This is a genomic window from Leucobacter sp. wl10 (genome assembly GCF_003569785.1).
Lineage (GTDB): Bacteria > Actinomycetota > Actinomycetes > Actinomycetales > Microbacteriaceae > Leucobacter.
The window spans coordinates 49,085-65,520 of record NZ_KZ984006.1 but is presented as its reverse complement, the minus strand read 5'-3'; the positions used below and the strand labels follow the sequence as shown (position 1 = coordinate 65,520).

Sequence of the window (16,436 nt, the reverse complement as noted above, 5' to 3'; positions counted from 1 at the left end):
CCTTACAGATCGGGCCGAACCCTCACACACCGTTAATCAGACAGTCCCGCTTGAGTTCCAGATTTCGCCGTCCGTCGCTGTTGGCGGATGGCGAGGGTCTGGACGTCGCGGTTGAGGAAGACGTTGAAGGGGACGCCGGGTTCGCCGTGGATGGTGTCATCGTCGGTGACGATGAGCTTGTCGAAGAAGGCTTGGTTGGCGATCCGGCGTAGCGAGTCGTCGATGCTCATGTAAATGGCGTGCATGTCCCCGGCGAGGGCGAGGCAGTCATCCAGGTGGGCCTTGGCCTGTTCGTACTCGATGTCGCCGGCGTTGATCTGCGCGTCGAGGAACGCGAGCCGACGGGCGATGCGGTCCTGCTCCGAGCCGAGCAGGTCGAGAGGCACGGCGCCGGCGTAGTGGGCCTGCATGAGCTTGGTGCGTTCGTCGCGCAGCGCCTCGCGTTCAGCCTCGTACCCCTGGCTCTCCTGCTTGGCGACCTGGTGCAGTCGGTCGAACTCGCTGGTGACCAGCTCGCGCAGCGCCGTAGCCGCGTGTTCGGGTATCTGGACGTGGCGGTAGTAGTCCTCGACGGCGGCTTCGATGTCCGGCACGAACATGGACTTGCGTTCGCAGTTAGTGCGCTTGGCGTGCATTCGGCTCCGGGAATCCGCATGGGAGGAGTTCATCCCCTTCCTGGATTACGACCTCGAGATACGCACCGTGATCTGCTCGACGAACGCGATCGAGTTCCTCAACGCCCGATACCGACGCGCGGTGCGGGCGCAGCGGATCGGGCGCAGCGGATCGGGCGGCACCTGGAACCTCTCGGGCTTTCGGAGCGGTCGCGGTTCGACGTCGCATCCGCGCTGGTGAACTACCTGTTGGGGGCGGCCGGTCAGCATGCGGCCGCCGCGCGCGTATCGCCCCGCCTCGATCGCTCCCGGTTTCTTCGAGAAGCCGTGGAGCGCTGGGCTGCGAGTGCGGATCGCGATGAGCGTTCGTTCGTCTCGGCGGCATCGAGGCGGCTGGTCGCCCACGACGACAGGGAGCAGTTCCTCGCGGGCGTCGACCTCATCCTCCGGGGCGCGAACTCATAATTCAGGAAAGCCGTCACGCCGTCCGCTCGCCCAGCCGGGATCGCTGAGATCCGGCATCTCCTCGACCCGCGGCGTCAGCGTGCCCCTCGGAGCGCGGATGCGACGAGGCGTTCGACATTGAGATCCTCGAGGGGAATCCGGAGCACGAGGAGGCGGTGATAGCAGGCGCCCCAGAGCTGGTCGATGGTGATGTCGATATCCGCATCGGGGCCGATCTCGCCGTTGCGCTGAGCGCTGCGCAGGCGTTCGCGGGCCAGTTCTCGACGGGGGAGCGCGTAGGTGCGCGACCACGCCTCGCTGAGATCGGGGTCCATCTGGGCGGCGCCGATGAGTTCGGAGATCGGCTTGCCCGCCCCTCCGTCCGTGAGGAGGCGGACGAACGAGGTGAGCTGGGCGATCAGGTCCACGCGCAGATCACCCGTGTCGGGGAACTCCAGCAGGGGCTCGCTCTGCGCGAAAAAGGCTTCGGCGGCCAGCGCCCCGGGGGAGGGCCACCACTTGTAGAGGGTGGTCTTGCTCGCGCCCGCCTCTTTGGCGATCCGCTCGAAGGTCACCGCCTGGATGCCTTCGCCGAGGAGCAGTCGACCTGCCGCGGTGAGGACGTCGGAGCGCACCTCGGCGGCAGGACGGCGGCCTCTTCCTCTGCGGGACGGCGCTGCAGTCATCATTACTCCTATTTATGAACAATTCGTCCATTAGCGTGCTACGCTCAGTTATGAACGAAGTGTTCACATGATAACCCAGGGAGAGACCATGACCAGCAACCCGGACCGCGTCGCCATCGTCACCGGCGGCTCTGGAGGCATCGGCAGGACGAGCGCGGAGCGCCTCGCGAAAGACGGCCTGGCGGTCGTCGTCCACTATGCGGGCAACAAGAGCCTCGCCGACGAGACGGCCGAGCGCATCGTCTCCGCCGGGGGACGCGCGATCACCGCGGGCGGCGACGTGGCGGACGAGAACGCCATGGCCGCGGTGTTCGACGCTGCGGAGAAGGAGTTCGGCGGCGTCGACGTGCTCGTGCACACCGCCGGCATCATGCCGCTGTCCCCGATCGCGCAGCTCGATCTGGAGACCTTCGACCGCGTGCAGCGCACGAACGTCCGAGGCACCTTCGTGGTCGACCAGCTCGCCGCTCGGCGCATGCGCGAGGGCGGCGCGATCATCAACTTCTCCACCTCGGTGACCCGCCTGCAGATCCCCGGATACGGCGCGTACGCCGCATCCAAGGGCGCCGTGGAAGCGATCACGCTCATCCTCGCCCGCGAACTGCGCGGCCGCGACATCACCGTCAACGCCGTCTCACCCGGCCCCACCGCCACGCCGCTGTTCTTCGAGGGCAAGAGCCAGGAGCAGGTCGACGGCATCGCCCGGGCGAACCCGATGGGCCGCCTCGGGGCCCCCGAGGACATCGCCGAGGTCGTCTCCTTCCTCGCCGGTCCCGCCCGCTGGGTCAACGGACAGACTCTCCACATCAACGGCGGCGCGTCGTGAGCGCTGCGGACACGGTTCTCATCACCGGAACGTCCACGGGCATCGGACGCGCCACGGCTGAGACCCTGATCTCGGCGGGGTGCACCGTCCATGCGACGATGCGCGACCCCGAGGGGCGAAACGCCCGTGCGGCGGCCGAGCTGGAGGCCTTCGCCGCATCTCAGCCCGGTACCGTGCGGATCACGCACCTCGACGTCGCCTCGCAAGCCTCGGCGGATGCCGCGGTGCAGCGCGTCATCGACGAGGTCGGCCGGCTCGATGTGGTCGTGCACAACGCCGGACACCTCTTCATCGGATACACCGAGGCGTTCACCGAGGACGACCTGACGCATCTCCTCGACGTCAACACCGTCGGGGCGCACCGCGTCAGACCTCCATCGTGATGCCGGGGGCGATCACACAGGGCACCAACCACTTCCCCGGGGCCAGCCATGCCAGCGACGACTCGGTTGCAGCCGGATACGCCGCCCTCGGTCCGCTGGTGGAACGCACGAACGAGGCGCACGACGAGCTCTTCGAGCCCGGCCGCACCGCCGATCCGCAGGTCGCCTGGGGTACGCCGAGACACTGGAGCTGAAGCGGTGAACGGCCGCCGACGACCACCTGCGGATCGACATTGACGGCGTGCCGACCGGGGTCGCGACCGGCTCAGCCCTCGAAGTCCTCGGGTTCGACGTCGTCGAGAAATCGTCGGAATTCCGCGAGCTTCTCCTCCGTGAGCTGCTCCTCGCCCTGCTCCGCGTCACCCGGATCGGGTACCCCGGCCTGCTCCAGCACGGCATCCGAGACGTGTATCGGCGCGTCGGCCCTGCGCGCGATCGCCACGGCGTCAGATGGGCGGGCGTCGATGATCCTCACGCCGGCGGGCGTCTCGAGGCGGATCTCCGCGTAAAAAGTGCGATCCTCGATCCGGCTCACCTCCACCCGGTCGATGCGCGCACCGAGCGATGCCACGAGACGCACCATGAGGTCGTGCGAGAGCGGTCGCGGCGTCGTGGCGCCCTCGACCGCGACGAGGATCGACGCGGCCTCCTGCTGACCGATCCAGATGGGGAGGATCCGTCCCTCGCCGGGCGCTGCGTTCAGCGGTCGGAGCAGGAGAACGAACTGGCCCAGCGCGTCCTGCGCCATTCCCGCGACCGTGACCTCGACCATGCGTCCTCTCCGATCCTGTTCGCACGAGGAGTCCTCCCTTCGAGTCTCCTCGTGCTCGCGCCGCCCCGCAAGGCCCGGCTCGTGGAGTGCTGCGGTGCGAGCCTGACACGACGACCTCATCGGGCCGCCGGTCACCGCTGCGTACCGCCGTTGAGCCCGGGAGCATAACCGGGAGATGCCTTCAGAGGTCGCTATGCGCAGAGTCGCTCGGCGGTGAATTGGTCGGTGACGAGCACGTTCGCCCAACCTCCGCGACACGCGGCGAGGATCGCTCGGCTCTTCTGCGGCCCCCCGGCCACAGCGATACGACGCGGAACGGCACGAAGCTCGCCCTCGGAAATACCGATGACGCGGTCGCTCAGCTCGTCGGGCACAGTCGCCCCGTGCTCATCGAAGAAGTTCAGGCACATGTCGCCGACCGCCCCGGCCCTCTGCAGCCGCTCGGAGTCGGATTCGGCGAGCGCGCTCCCTCCGGTGCGGTGCGGTGCGCTCATCGCTCCGATGCCCGTCACGAGGGTGGTCAGGGAGCGCCAGGCGGACGCGGCCTCGGCGATGTGCGCATCTGCGAGCAACCCGTCGCGAACCACTTGGCTGGTCAGGACGCCGGGGGTGGCCAGGTAGATAGGGCGGGCGCGGGTCAGGTGGGCGAAGCTGCCTGTGAGGCGACTGGCCTGTGCGCGCATGGCCGCGTCTCCGACTGCTCCCAGCGACTGCACGACGGTTTCCACTGCTCCGGTCTTCACCGGCGACATGACGTCCACTGTGGCCTGGAGCGCCGCCGAACGAGAAGATACGCCCAAGCGCTCGCCGCGGCCGAGCGTGTGCTCGAGGTAGACGGCGGCAGCCGTGCCGATCGCGGACGTGACGGCGTGCGCATCATCGTCGGGTGCATCGGCGACGACGACGTCTAAGAGATCAAAACGGCGCCTCAGCTCCTCCTCGAGTTCGGAGTAGAGCCCCGTCGGGGTGACCACGAGAGTGCGGATCACCCCGTTGTCCTGCGCCTCCCTCAGCAGCCGGGAGATCTGCGACTGGGAGAGATTGAGGCGCTTGGCGATCGCCGGCTGGCCCATTCGTTCCTCGTGGTACATCCGAGCCACCTTCACCCATAACCGCATTCGAGGGTCGGTGCTGAGGGGTCTGAGGTGGCTCTGTCTGTGTGGCACGACGGACTTCTCTCGGGTCGCAGGGGGCTCGTGACTGGGGCCCAGATTAGCACCACGGTGCTGCAGGAGGTTGACGTCCCCGGAGGAGCGGTGGTAGATATGACATGTACGTTATTTATTCATATATGCGAAGCGGCGGACGCCGCACCACCGAAACCGGATTCATCAAGGACGATTGCAATGACGGACATCATGCCGAAAGGCCTCACCGGGAAGCTGATCAGACGGGTGGCGCTGCTACTCATCATCGGCTACTTCTTCAACTATCTCGACCGCACAGCGGTCAGTGTCGCCGCGCTCCAGATGCGCGCGGATCTCGGAATCAGCGCGGCCGCATTCGGGCTCGGCGCCGGTCTCTTCTTCGTCGGCTACGCGCTCTGCGAAGTTCCGAGCAATATCCTGCTGCACAAGATCGGCGCACGGGTCTGGATGGCCAGGATCATGATCAGCTGGGGCATCATCACGCTGCTCACGTGCTTCGTGCAGGGCGAGGTCAGCTTCTACATCATGCGTATCCTCCTGGGTATCGCAGAGGCGGGCGCCTACCCGGGCATTCTCCTGATCTTCACGACCTGGTTCCCTTCGAAGATGCGCGGCAAGGCGATCGCCAGCCTCGAGATTCTCGTCTTGCTGGCCCTGGCCGGCGGCGCTGTGGGTCTGGGGGCGGTGCTCAATCTCGACCAGTTCCTCGGTCTGGCCGGCTGGCGCTGGGTCTTCATCGTCGCCGGTGTGCCCGCTGTCGTCCTGGGTCTGCTCGTTCTCTTCTTCCTCCCGGAAAGCCCGCAGAGGGCGAAGTGGCTGACCTCGGCCGAGAGGACCTGGCTGGTGAACACCCTCGCCGCCGAAGCGCAGGAGAAGGAGAAGCTGGGTGTCAGCACCCTCAGGTCGGCGTTCCGCAACACCCGCATCTGGTACCTCAGCGTGCTCTACTTCATGATGGTCGTCGGCTTCTGGGGCATCACCTTCTGGCTGCCGCAGATCGTCCAGTCCGAGTTCGAGGGCATCAGCGACTTCGGGGCTTCCGCGCTCTCCGCGATCCCGTGGCTGATGGCCATCGTGGCGCTGATCTTCGTCTCCTCCAGCTCCGACAGACGGAACGAGCGCCGTTTTCACGCCGCCGTCCCGCTGGTGATCGCCGCGATCGCCCTGATCGTGTCCGTGGCCGTCGCGAACCCGTGGGTGGCGCTGCTCGGCATCGGTGTGGCAGCAGCCGGCCAGCGTTCGGCGACGCCGGTGTTCTGGAACCTGCCGGCCGGTCTTGTCACGGGGGCGGGCGCGGCGGGCGCCCTGGCCCTCATCAACTCCGTCGGCAACCTCGGCGGATTCTTCGGGCCCTACATCCTCGGATTCTTCGCCGACCTCACCGGCAGCAACAGCGGCGGCCTGATCTTCTTCGCCGTGTGCTTCGTCGTCGCAGCGATCATGATCGTCGCCTACAAACAGCCGAAGCTCTCTGCGAGCGCCTCCGGTCCGTTTGCCCCCGCCGAGTCGGCGCCGGTCGGAACCATGTCCAAGTGAACCCAGTCAGTGCTGTACCCAGAGAAGCGAGACTCCTCGATGCCCCCTTTCGTCACCGCCGTATACGAGGTCGAGACCACCCTTGGCCTCGAGACGGTCGCCGCAGAGATCGCCGGTGAACAGTCCAGCGGCACCTTCGTCGCCGTTGCCCGGGAGACCCCGGAGCTCAAGAGCAGGCATGCGGCGCGCGTGACGGGCATCGAGGAGATCGAGCTGAGCGGGCACAGCCCGCTGCCCGGGGCCACGGGCGACTGGTCGCAGGCGAAGCGAGCCCGGCTGAGCATCGAGTTCCCGCTCGAGAACTTCGGCACGTCGATCCCGAACCTGCTCGCAGCCGTGGCGGGCAACCTGTTCGAGATCAGGACAGTGGGCGCCATTCGGCTCGTCGACATCGAGCTGCCGATCGAGTTCGCGGACCGGTATCCCGGGCCGCAGTTCGGCTGGCGGGGAACACTCGACTCGATCGGTCGCAGGGGAGGCCCGCTGCTCGGCACCATCGTCAAGCCGAGCGTCGGTCTCGCCCCCGAGGCCCTCGGCGAGCTGGTAACCGAGCTCGGGCGAGCCGGGATCGACTTCATCAAGGACGATGAGCTGCAGGGCAACCCCCCGTACTTCCCGTTCGCAGACCGAGTCCGCGTGGTCACCGAGGCGCTCGACCGCGTCGCGGACGAGACCGGGCATCGGCCGATGTACGCGTTCAACATCACCGACGACATCGACCGGATGCCGGCGAACCACGACCTGGTGCGCGACGCCGGTGGCACCTGCGTCATGGTGACGGTGAACGCGGTCGGGTACTCCGGCCTCGCATATGTGCGGGATCGGTGCGAACTGCCGATCCACGGACACCGGGCGATGCTCGGGGCGACGGCGCGTTCCCCTCAGCTGGGCATCGACTTCCGCGTGTTCCAGAAGCTCGCCCGGCTGAGCGGCGCCGACCACGTGCACACCAACGGCTTGCGCAACAAGTTCTATGGCGATGATGATGAGGTTCTGGCTGCGATCGACGCCGTGCGCACGCCCCTCCTGGGCGGATACGGCGCGGTTCCGGTGCTCTCATCCGGGCAGACCCCGGACCTGGCCCCGGAGACCTACGACCAGGTGGGGTCGACCGAGCTGCTCGTGCTCGCCGGAGGCGGCATTCACGGACACCCTGGCGGATCAGCGGCGGGGGTCACGGCCATGCGGGCGGCCTGGGACGCGGCGCTCGCAGGAGTGGACATCGACGCTCAAGCCGCGAGGGTGCCCGAACTGGCGACTGCGCTGGCGAAGTTCCGGCCGGCAGCGTGAGGATGGTTCCGTGACGTTCGCTTACTACGCCGACGACTTCACCGGCGCGGTGGACAGCATGCTGCAGTTCCGGCGCGCCGGGCTCGCCGGCGTGCTCAGCACCGGTATCGACGGCCTGCCCGAGATGCGTGACGGCGCCGACAGCGGCGAAACGGTCCCGGACGTCATCGGTATCGCAGGAATCGCGCGCTCGCTCCCCACCGAGCGGCTCGAAGCCGAGGTCGGCCCCGCGCTGGCGCTACTGGCGGCCACCGGGGCTCGGGTGGTGCAGTACAAGGCCTGCTCGACCGCGGATTCCTCAGCCGAGCGGGGGAGTCTCGGCCGGGTCTGCGAGATCGCCATCGAGAGGTTCGGGCCGCAGCAGATTCCGACCGTCTTCGCGCAGCCCGGCTTCGGACGCTTCACGTTCTTCGGGCATCACTTCGCCGCGGAGGCGGGAGAGGTGTTCCGCCTCGATCGGCAGCCGACCATGCGCAGCCACCCCGCGACGCCGATCACCGAGTCCGAACTCGCGCTTCACCTCGGCGCCCAGACCGCACTGCCGGTAGCGACACTGAGCTGGCTCGAGCTCGAGGCGGCGATCGGATCGGGTGACGATGCCGCCGTGACCCGGAGTCTGTCGGGTGAGGGCAGCGGGATCGTCGTGTGCGATGCCCTCAACGACGCGCACCTTGAGGCTCTGGGGAGAGCGATCCTCGCCGGTGCGAGGGCGGCCAGCCCGGGTCCGCGTTTCGTGCTCGGCTCCGGCGGTCTGAGTCTCGGCATCGGTCGGGCGCTGGGCGGCGACGCGCCCGAGCTGCCCACCCGCGCGCCTGCGGCAGACGGCCCCTGCCTCGTACTCAGCGGCAGCCGTTCCATGCAGACCTGGGCCCAGATCAACGCGGCCGTCGCTGCGGGCTGGAGATGCGTCGACCTGCGTCGTCCGGGCGCCGTTGCAGAAACGGTTGCCCTGCACGCCGCGGGCCATCACACGATACTGCAGACCACGGACCCTTCCGGCGGATCGATGCGTGAGGCCGACATCGTCTCGGGAATGGTCGCCGCCGGGCGCGAGTGCTTGCGACAGCGCCCGGAGACGCGTCTGGTGCTGTGCGGGGGAGACACGTGCGGAGCGATCCTGCGCGAACTCGGTGTGCGTTCCCTCACTCTGAGCGCCGCACCGTGGGGCAACGTCGTGCTGTGCGAGGGAGTCGGGCAGCAGGGCCGGATCGAGGTGGTGCTCAAAGGAGGTCAGATGGGGCAGAACGGACTGTTCGAAGAGGTCAGGCTCGGCGAGGGGCGCGCGCCGGCACACAACATGGAGAAGAGAACAACGCTATGACGCGCATGGCATTCATCCACACCGGCGCGGTCGTCATTCCCACGATCGACGGACTGGCCGCGGAGCACCTCCCCGGCGTCGAGATCCATCACCTGCTCGACAGTGCGATCGTCGGTGATCTGCGCGCCGGCGCGAACCCCGCCGATATTCGGGCACGGCTCGGCAACCTGGCATCTGCCGCGAAACGGGCCGGATCCGAGGCCGTGATGTTCTCCTGCTCCTCCATCTCGGGCTATGCCGCCGACGTCGCCGCTGACGTCGGCATTCCCGTGCTGCGCATCGACGAGGCGATGGCCGACGAGGCGGTGAACTCGTCTGCGCGCGTGGCGGTCATCGCGACGCTGCCCACCACCCTCGCCCCGACCGTCGCGCTGCTGCGCGAGCGTGCAGAGCTGGCCGGCCGCACGGTGGACATCGCCGAGGTGCTCGTGCACGGGGCCTTCGAGGCCGTGGTCTCCGGGGATCGTGCGCGGCACGACGAGCTTGTCGGAGCGGCGATTGCCGCCCAGGCCGAGAACGTGGACTCCATCGTGCTGGCGCAGGCCTCGATGGCCTCGGCCGCTGCGACCGCGCCCGTCGGCGTGCCGGTGCTCACGAGCCCCGAACTCGGCGTGAAGCGCGCCGCTTCAGCGCTGCGGTAAGAACGGGTGGTGCGCCGCCGGCTTCGTGCGGCGCACCATGCTGGCCGCCTCAGCGCGTGGCCTCCTCGAGCAGCTCGAGCACGTGGCGGTACGGTCGATTCGTGGCGCGAGTCATTCCCAGTTCGCAGGTGCGGTTGCACGACGCGTGACGATCGGCGTTCGCCGCGATGACCTCGGCCGCCTGCGTCGCGGTGGCGGAGGCCGTCAGCTCGGGGTGCAGCATGCCGCGGTCGCCCGCGTAAGCGCAGCACCCCCAGCTGTCGGGGACGAACACCGCCGAGGCAACGGCCTCGCCGATGCGCTTCAGGTCGTCGTTCACTCCCATCTGGGTGGAAGAGCAGGTCGGGTGAAGCGCGAGCGTCTGAGATACCTGCGCGGGGTTCAGCCGCGGGAGGAGCTCTCGAACGGTGAAAGCGACCAAGTCCTCGACTTCGTACCCCCGCTCCTCGAGCTGTCGGGCAAAGCCCTCGGTGCAGCTGCTCGCGTCGCTCAGAATCGGGAGCGGCTGCGTGCCGCCGATAGCCGCGAGCGATTCCCGCACGCGCTCGGCCATCCGTCGAGCGCCCGATGCGAAGCCCTTGGAGGCCCACGGCGTGCCGCAGCACAGCTCTTCGACCCCTTCGGGCACGACCACGCCGACGCCGGCCCGATCGAGCAGTGCGGCGAAGGCGTCGGCGACACCGCCGTCGCCCGATTCGGCGCCGAACATGCTATTCACGCACGCCGGGATGTAGATTGCCTTCGGCGCGACGCCTGGCCGCCCCAGGTGGCCTGCGAGGCGCCGCCGGTTCTTGCCGCCGCCGGGGAGTTCTCCGGAATAGCGGGGAACAGCCTCCGATCCGAGCACGGCGCGGGCGGCCTCGGTCGCGCCGGCGACCAGACCCGTCGGCAGCTTCGACGCCAGTGTCAGCGCGCCTGATCCGACGCGAGTCACGGTGCCCCAGCCTGCTGCCGCGGCCCTCCACGCGGCGGAAGCGACGGGGCTCGCATCTTCTCGGCGGAGGCGTTTGACGAGGAGACCGGTGTTGATCTGCACCGGGCAGGCCGTCTGGCACATGCCGTCCACTGCGCAGGTCTGCTTGCCGTCGTACTCGTAATCGCGTTCGAGGCTCTCGGCCAGGGCGTCGTCTCCGGCAGCCACGGCCTTGGCGTGCGCGCGCCGCACGGTGATGCGCTGCCGAGGGGTGAGCGTCAGATCACGACTCGGGCAGACCGGCTCGCAGTAGCCGCATTCGACGCAGCGGTCGACCTCCTCTTCGACCGTCGGGGTGAGCTTGATGTTCTTGAGGTGCGCGGTGCGATCCTCTTCGATGATCACGCCCGGGTTGAGCACGCCCGCGGGGTCGCACAGTCGCTTGAGCGCCAGCATGACGCTGTACAGCTCATCGCCGTACTGTCGTCGCACGTACGGGGCCATGGCGCGACCCGTTCCGTGCTCGGCCTTCAGATTCCCCTCGGCAGCGAGCACGACATCGACCATTCGGTCGGTGAAATCGGCGAGTCGACCGACCGACTCGTCGCCCTCGAAGCGGTCGGTCAGCATGAAGTGGATGTTGCCGTCCTTCGCGTGCCCGAAGATGACCGAGTCCCGGTACCCGAACTCGGCGAACAGCTCCTGCAGCTGAACGCAGGTCGCAGCGAGGCGTTCGACCGGCACAGCGATGTCTTCGAGGAGCGCGGTGGTGCCGCTCGGTCTTGCGCCGGCGACCGAGGCGTACAGGCCCTTCCTGAACTTCCAAGCTGCTGCGCGCTCTGCAGGATCGCGTGAGAGCCGCGCCGGCGTCAGGAGGCCCAGCGAGTCGATCGCGGCTTGCCCGCGGATGGCCCGCTCGTCGAGTTCCGCCTGCGAGGCGGCCTGGTACTCGACCAGCAGGGCCGCCTGCGAGTCGACCTCGAACCCGAGGAGGGACGATGGCACCCCGGGGAGCTTCTGCCCGACGGCGAGTGACGCGGCATCCATGAGTTCCAGCGTGGCCGCACCGGATTCCACCAGAGCCGGAAGGCCGTCGGTTGCGGCATCGACCGACGGAAAGAGCGCCAGCGTCGTCGTCATGTGCGAGCTCGCTCTGACGGTGCGGAAGGTCGCTTCCGCTACGAACGCGAGTGTGCCCTCTGAGCCGATGACGAGATGGAGCAGCAGCTGGCTCGGGGTGCTGTGATCGAGGAAGGAGTTGATCCCGTACCCCAGTGTGTTCTTCAGGGAGAAGTGCCGTTCGATGATCTCCCGGGAGCGGGCGTTCGTCGTCACTCTGCGCGAGAGCGACAAGAGGCCGGCGACCAGATCGGGCTCGCGGTCGGCGAGCAACTGATCGGCCTGCGGGTCCGCGGTGTCGAGGATCGTGCCGCTCGGCAGCACGAGCACCGCTGACTCGAGAGTTCGATAGGTGTTCTCCGCGGTGCCGCAGGCCATGCCGCTCGAATTGTTTGCGATCACACCGCCGATCGTGCAGGCCGCCTCGCTTGCGGGGTCGGGGCCGAGGCGGTACCCGAATCGTGCAAGGCGGGCGTTGACCTGCCGAACGGTGGCACCGGGCTCCACCCGCACGCGCGAACCTCCGTCAAGGACCGTGATCTTGCGAAACGAACGGCGCGTGTCCGCCAGGATGCCGTCGGTGACGCCTTGGCCGGAGAGGCTGGTGCCCCCTGAGCGGAAGGTGACCGACTCACCCGCGCTGCTCGCGGCACGCATGAGGGCCCCCGCCTCGTCGGCGTTCTCGACGACCACCACCGCCTTCGGGGTGAGGTCGTAGTGGGAAGCGTCGCTCCCGTACGCGTGCCGATCGATCGGTCGGGTGAGGATTCGCGCTGCATCGGTGATCGCCGCTGTGATCCCGCCCGGAAGCTCGCTGGTGGCCTGCATGACGTTCCACACCCCGCAATTCTGTCTGACAAGAATACGAACCTAACAATATCGCAATCCCGATTAGAATGGGGGCGGGAATAGCTCGGGACGGGGGCGGACATGAACCTGCGACGGAATGTCGTATCGATCGTGGATGCATTGGTCACGGATCTCCGCACCCGCATTCTCGATGGCGAACTCGTTCCGGGCACGGCGCTACGAGAGGTCGAGGTCGCCCAGCGCTACGAGGTCTCGCGGCCGACCGCTCGCTCGGCACTCGACGCGCTCGTTGGAGTGAGACTGCTCACGCGCTCGGCGCATAAGACGGCCCGAGTGGTGAAACTGACCCCCGATGATGTGAGCGATATCTACCGCACTCGCGCACTCATCGAGTCGCAGGTCGTCCGTGAACTCGCGCTCGACGCGAAGGTTCCCGACGGGGCCGTCCGCGCGAACCGTGAGATTCGCGATCTTCGCGGTTCTGCCGCGGTCGAGGTGATCGGCCCCGATCTGACGTTTCACCGCTCACTCGTGAATGCGCGGGGAAGCGAGCGCACAAGGCTCGCGTACGACGTTCTCATCGACGAGGTCGGCATGTGCATGTCCCAGGTGCAGGGCGCCGGGCTGCTCGACGCGACACGCATCTCGGCCGAGCACGCCGCGATTCTTGACGCGATCGGCGGTCGTGACGGAGAGCAGGCCTCGCGGCTTCTCGTGGAGCATCTCGAGAACGCCCGGACTCGGCTGATCGACCACATGGCAGCGGCTCCGGGGCCGTCTGCGCAGTAGGCGCGAGACGCGATGCCGGTCGCCGCGCGGGGCTGGAGCGGGCCTCGATGAGGGAGGCGGCGATGGCTGCGGTCGCGACCCCGGTGGAACGCTGCTCGCGAGACCGGGCCCAGATTCCGCAACAGACGAGAATCAAGCATCTCCATGTATGGTGTGCGGTATGACCTCCTCACCAAGGAACGGGACGGCGAAGCCTGGCGAATCCAGCACCGAGCACGACCACGGCTCATCCCGGATGGAGCTCTGGTTCGCCATCCTGGCCGGGGTGACCTACGGCGCCGGGATGCTGGCGGAGCTCGTCTTCGATCTGCCCATGGTCGGGGTTCCCCTGATCTTCTTCCTCGCCACCTACTTCTTCGGCGGCTTCTTCACCATCCGCACGGCCGTCAGATCCACCCGGCAGGGCAAGTTCGAGGTCGACTTCCTGATGCTGGTGGCCGCGTTCGGCGCGGCTCTGATCGGGCGATGGGCCGAGGGCGCCGTCCTGCTCTTCCTGTTCAGCCTCGGGCACGCGCTCGAGGAGTACGCGATGAGCCGCGCGAGCAAGTCCATCGAGGCACTCGCCGAGCTCGCGCCCCGCACCGCGCTCGTGCGGCGCGGCGATGCCGACCCGGTCGAGGTGCCCGTCGAGGATCTCGCCGTGGGCGACATCATCGTCATCCGGCCCAACTCCCGGGTGCCCTCTGACGGCTTCGTGGTCACGGGTCGCTCGGCGATCGACCAATCGGCTGTCACGGGGGAGTCCATCCCGGTCGAGAAGGAGCCGGTCGACGATCCCGAGCGGGCGTTGCGGAACCTCGCGGGACTGCCCGCGGCCAACAAGGTCTTCGCCGGTACGGTCAACGGCGCCGGAGCGCTCGAGGTGGTGGTGACGGCCACGGCCGCCGATTCCACCCTCAGCCGGGTCGTCGAGCTCGTGCGCAACGCCGACCAGTCCAAGTCGCCGACGCAGTTGTTCATCGACCGGTTCCAGCGGTGGTACGTTCCCGCAGTCATCATCGGCGTTCTGGTGACGCTGCTCGTCTCGTGGCTCGGCCTTGCCAGCCCGTTCAACGCCGCCTTCTACCTCGCTATGACCGTTCTGGTGGCGGCGAGCCCGTGCGCGCTGGCGATCGCCACGCCGGCCGCCGTGCTCGCCGGAGTGGCGCGCGCCGCGCGCGCCGGTGTGCTCGTCAAGGGCGGAGCGCCCCTGGAGACGCTCGGCAAGGTGAAGGCCGTGGCCTTCGATAAGACTGGAACGCTCACCTGGGGAATGCCCGCGGTCACCTCCGTGAGCCCGGTCGCGGAGGACGCGGGCTCGAGGCTCGTCCCGATACTGCTCGCCGTGGAGGCGCTCAGCGATCACCCCCTGGCCGACGCCATCGTGCGCGACCTTTCCGGGCAGGTGCCCGAGCAGGAGAGGCTGACCGCGACCGATCTCAACTCCGTGACCGGCCGTGGTGTGCGGGCCAACGTCGAGGGCGAGATGGCCGAGGTCGGCAACCTCCGGATGTTCCAGGAACAGGATCTCGCCCTCCCCGAGCAACTCCAGGCCGCCTACGAACAGACCCGGAATTCCGGGCAGACCGTCATGATCGTGCGGTACGCGGGTCGATTCCTCGGCCTGGTGGGCGTCATGGACGCCGCGCGAGGCGAGTCGACCCAGGTCGTGTCCGCACTCCGCGACACGGGAATCGGGCAGACCGTCATGATCTCCGGCGATAATCAGCAAGTCGCCGATGCCGTCGGACGGGAGGTCGGGGTCGATACCGCCCTCGGGGATCTGCTCCCCGAGGACAAGGTGACCCAGATCGGTCAGCTCCGGGAGCGCTACGAGCCGATCGCCATGGTCGGCGACGGCGTGAACGACGCGCCGGCCATGGCTCGCGCCGATGTCGGCATCGCCATGGGCGCGGCCGGATCCACGGTGGCTCTCGAAACCTGCGACATCGCGCTGATGAGCGATGATCTCGGCAGGGTCCCGTTCGCGGTTCGGCTGAGCCGCGCGACCAGCAGGATCATCGCGCAGAATCTCGCCGCGAGTCTGCTCGTGGTGGCCTTCCTCATCGTGATGACCTTCTTCGGTCTCAACATCGGAGCGGTCGTGCTCATCCACGAGGGCTCCACGCTGGTCGTGGTCGCCAACGCTCTTCGTCTGCTCAGCTTCGGTCGCGGCAAGGAGCATCACGGAATCGAGCACGAGGATAACCCGCACGCGGCAGCTCAGCAGACCTGACGGCGTCCCGCGGGGCGGAATCGATTCGCAGCTTTATCACGGCAACATCGCGCTGGCGGTACGGCAAGCTAGTCGTCATGGAGTTCGCACTGGAGTTCACCCCCGACCTCGTGGCCGTGTTCCTCACGCTGTTCGTGCTGGAGGTCGTGCTCGGAGTCGACAACGTCATCTTCATCTCGATCCTCGCGGGGAGGCTCCCGGAGCATCAGCAGGCGAAGGCCCGCACCCTCGGCCTCACACTGGCGATGTTCATGCGAGTGCTGCTGGTGCTGTTCGCCGGGTGGATCATCACGCTCAACGAGGAGCTCTTCGAGGTGCTCGGGATCGGCTTCTCAGGCCGCGACCTCATCCTCATCGCGGGCGGGCTGTTCCTGCTGTACAAGGCCGTCACCGAGATCCACCACCGGCTCGAGGGCGCCGAGGAGCAGGAGAGCGGTTCGGCGGTCCGGGCGACCTTCGGCGCCGTGCTCGCGCAGATCCTCGTGCTCGACCTCGTGTTCTCGCTCGACTCGGTCATCACAGCGGTCGGCATGACGGACAACCTGCTCGTCATCATCACCGTCGTGGTGCTCTCCTTCGGCATCATGCTCTTCGCGTCGAAGCACATCTTCGCGTTCGTGAACCGTCACCCGACGGTGAAGATGCTCGCGCTCGCGTTCCTCGTGCTCATCGGCGCGTTTCTCATCGCCGACGGCTTCGGCGTCTACATCGAGAAGGCGCTGATCTACGGGCCGATGGCGTTCGCCATCTTCGTCGAGGTGCTCAACCTGGCCGCTTCCGCCCGCAAACGCAGGCGCACCGGCGCGAAGACGGAGGCGGTGCATCTGCGCAGCGCCTACGCGGAGCAGAGGGACGTCGTCGACGAGCACTAGCGCTGCTCGTTCGGGTCGTCCGGGGCACATCCGATCCCGACCGGGCTCCGGCTCGCG

General features: G+C 67.8%; 15 protein-coding genes and 1 pseudogene. 11 read left to right on the top strand and 5 right to left on the bottom strand.

Going from position 1 to position 16,436, the window contains the following annotated elements:
- Positions 1-32 precede the first annotated feature (32 nt).
- On the bottom strand, positions 33-599 hold the full coding sequence (locus D1J51_RS14875) for a hypothetical protein (RefSeq protein ID WP_119076495.1): 567 nt from the start codon (positions 597-599) through the stop codon (positions 33-35).
- A gap of 28 nt (positions 600-627) precedes the next feature.
- Between D1J51_RS14875 and D1J51_RS14870 the strand changes: the two are divergent.
- Positions 628-768, top strand: a pseudogene (locus D1J51_RS14870) (transposase); the annotation flags it as partial.
- A gap of 83 nt (positions 769-851) precedes the next feature.
- Entirely contained in the window at positions 852-1,079 is a 228-nt protein-coding gene (locus tag D1J51_RS18035; protein ID WP_162903873.1) for a hypothetical protein, read from the top strand.
- 74 nt (positions 1,080-1,153) lie between these two features.
- Here the strand turns inward: D1J51_RS18035 and D1J51_RS14865 are convergent, their stop codons facing one another.
- Positions 1,154-1,744: a TetR/AcrR family transcriptional regulator gene (locus D1J51_RS14865; RefSeq protein ID WP_119076516.1), complete on the bottom strand. Its 591-nt coding sequence runs from the start codon at positions 1,742-1,744 to the stop codon at positions 1,154-1,156.
- 88 nt (positions 1,745-1,832) lie between these two features.
- Here D1J51_RS14865 and D1J51_RS14860 point away from each other — a divergent pair, with 88 nt between their 5' ends.
- Both D1J51_RS14860 and D1J51_RS14855 read left to right on the top strand, forming a co-directional pair.
- Positions 1,833-2,570 (top strand): SDR family oxidoreductase, encoded by a 738-nt coding sequence (locus D1J51_RS14860; protein WP_119076493.1) that lies wholly within the window; start codon positions 1,833-1,835, stop codon positions 2,568-2,570.
- Positions 2,567-2,953: an SDR family NAD(P)-dependent oxidoreductase gene (locus D1J51_RS14855; protein WP_162903872.1), complete on the top strand. Its 387-nt coding sequence runs from the start codon at positions 2,567-2,569 to the stop codon at positions 2,951-2,953. The genes D1J51_RS14860 and D1J51_RS14855 overlap by 4 nt, the downstream gene beginning before the upstream one ends.
- A 265-nt stretch (positions 2,954-3,218) precedes the next feature.
- Here the strand turns inward: D1J51_RS14855 and D1J51_RS14845 are convergent, their stop codons facing one another.
- Together D1J51_RS14845 and D1J51_RS14840 are read right to left on the bottom strand one after the other, a co-directional pair.
- On the bottom strand, positions 3,219-3,725 hold the full coding sequence (locus D1J51_RS14845) for a bifunctional nuclease family protein (protein ID WP_119076486.1): 507 nt from the start codon (positions 3,723-3,725) through the stop codon (positions 3,219-3,221).
- 191 nt (positions 3,726-3,916) lie between these two features.
- Positions 3,917-4,816 (bottom strand): sugar-binding transcriptional regulator, encoded by a 900-nt coding sequence (locus D1J51_RS14840; protein WP_162903871.1) that lies wholly within the window; start codon positions 4,814-4,816, stop codon positions 3,917-3,919.
- 132 nt (positions 4,817-4,948) lie between these two features.
- On the opposite strand from D1J51_RS14840, the gene D1J51_RS14835 reads away from it, so the two are divergent.
- From D1J51_RS14835 to D1J51_RS14820, 4 genes are read left to right on the top strand one after another with little or no spacing between them, the layout of a single operon-like run.
- The gene (locus tag D1J51_RS14835) at positions 4,949-6,409 is read left to right on the top strand and encodes an MFS transporter (protein WP_162903870.1); all 1,461 of its coding nucleotides are present in this window, start codon (positions 4,949-4,951) and stop codon (positions 6,407-6,409) included.
- A 39-nt stretch (positions 6,410-6,448) separates the two neighbouring features.
- Complete coding sequence (locus D1J51_RS14830; RefSeq protein ID WP_119076514.1) at positions 6,449-7,699, top strand: RuBisCO large subunit C-terminal-like domain-containing protein; 1,251 nt, start codon at positions 6,449-6,451, stop codon at positions 7,697-7,699.
- Between the two features lie 10 nt (positions 7,700-7,709).
- Positions 7,710-9,020 (top strand): four-carbon acid sugar kinase family protein, encoded by a 1,311-nt coding sequence (locus D1J51_RS14825; protein ID WP_119076480.1) that lies wholly within the window; start codon positions 7,710-7,712, stop codon positions 9,018-9,020.
- Positions 9,017-9,661 carry an aspartate/glutamate racemase family protein gene (locus D1J51_RS14820; RefSeq protein WP_119076478.1) on the top strand — a complete coding sequence of 215 codons (645 nt, stop codon included), beginning with the start codon at positions 9,017-9,019 and terminating at the stop codon, positions 9,659-9,661. Before D1J51_RS14825 ends, D1J51_RS14820 begins: the two co-directional genes overlap by 4 nt.
- A 49-nt stretch (positions 9,662-9,710) precedes the next feature.
- On the opposite strand, the gene D1J51_RS14815 is transcribed toward D1J51_RS14820, so the two are convergent.
- A complete protein-coding gene (locus D1J51_RS14815; protein ID WP_371414095.1) occupies positions 9,711-12,533 on the bottom strand; it encodes an FAD-binding and (Fe-S)-binding domain-containing protein in 2,823 nt (940 codons plus the stop codon).
- Between the two features lie 90 nt (positions 12,534-12,623).
- Between D1J51_RS14815 and D1J51_RS14810 the strand changes: the two genes are divergently transcribed.
- The 3 genes from D1J51_RS14810 to D1J51_RS14800 all read left to right on the top strand — a co-directional run bounded on the left by D1J51_RS14810 (position 12,624) and on the right by D1J51_RS14800 (position 16,379).
- Entirely contained in the window at positions 12,624-13,292 is a 669-nt protein-coding gene (locus D1J51_RS14810) for a GntR family transcriptional regulator (RefSeq protein WP_119076475.1), read from the top strand.
- Positions 13,293-13,452: 160 nt separating this feature from the next.
- Entirely contained in the window at positions 13,453-15,507 is a 2,055-nt protein-coding gene (locus D1J51_RS14805) for a heavy metal translocating P-type ATPase (protein WP_205547943.1), read from the top strand.
- Positions 15,508-15,584: 77 nt separating this feature from the next.
- Positions 15,585-16,379, top strand: a complete 795-nt coding sequence (locus D1J51_RS14800) for a TerC family protein (protein WP_119076470.1) — start codon at positions 15,585-15,587, stop codon at positions 16,377-16,379.
- Positions 16,380-16,436: the final 57 nt, after the last annotated feature.

Coding starts and splice junctions, on each gene's coding strand:
- D1J51_RS14865 (WP_119076516.1), bottom strand. CDS start 1,744: ATGACTGCAGCGCCGTCCCGCAGAGGAAGAGGCCGCCGTCCTGCCGCC.
- D1J51_RS14875 (WP_119076495.1), bottom strand. CDS start 599: ATGTTCGTGCCGGACATCGAAGCCGCCGTCGAGGACTACTACCGCCAC.
- D1J51_RS14805 (WP_205547943.1), top strand. CDS start 13,453: ATGACCTCCTCACCAAGGAACGGGACGGCGAAGCCTGGCGAATCCAGC.
- D1J51_RS14800 (WP_119076470.1), top strand. CDS start 15,585: ATGGAGTTCGCACTGGAGTTCACCCCCGACCTCGTGGCCGTGTTCCTC.
- D1J51_RS14845 (WP_119076486.1), bottom strand. CDS start 3,725: ATGGTCGAGGTCACGGTCGCGGGAATGGCGCAGGACGCGCTGGGCCAG.
- D1J51_RS14830 (WP_119076514.1), top strand. CDS start 6,449: ATGCCCCCTTTCGTCACCGCCGTATACGAGGTCGAGACCACCCTTGGC.
- D1J51_RS14860 (WP_119076493.1), top strand. CDS start 1,833: ATGACCAGCAACCCGGACCGCGTCGCCATCGTCACCGGCGGCTCTGGA.
- D1J51_RS14840 (WP_162903871.1), bottom strand. CDS start 4,816: ATGTACCACGAGGAACGAATGGGCCAGCCGGCGATCGCCAAGCGCCTC.
- D1J51_RS14810 (WP_119076475.1), top strand. CDS start 12,624: ATGAACCTGCGACGGAATGTCGTATCGATCGTGGATGCATTGGTCACG.
- D1J51_RS14820 (WP_119076478.1), top strand. CDS start 9,017: ATGACGCGCATGGCATTCATCCACACCGGCGCGGTCGTCATTCCCACG.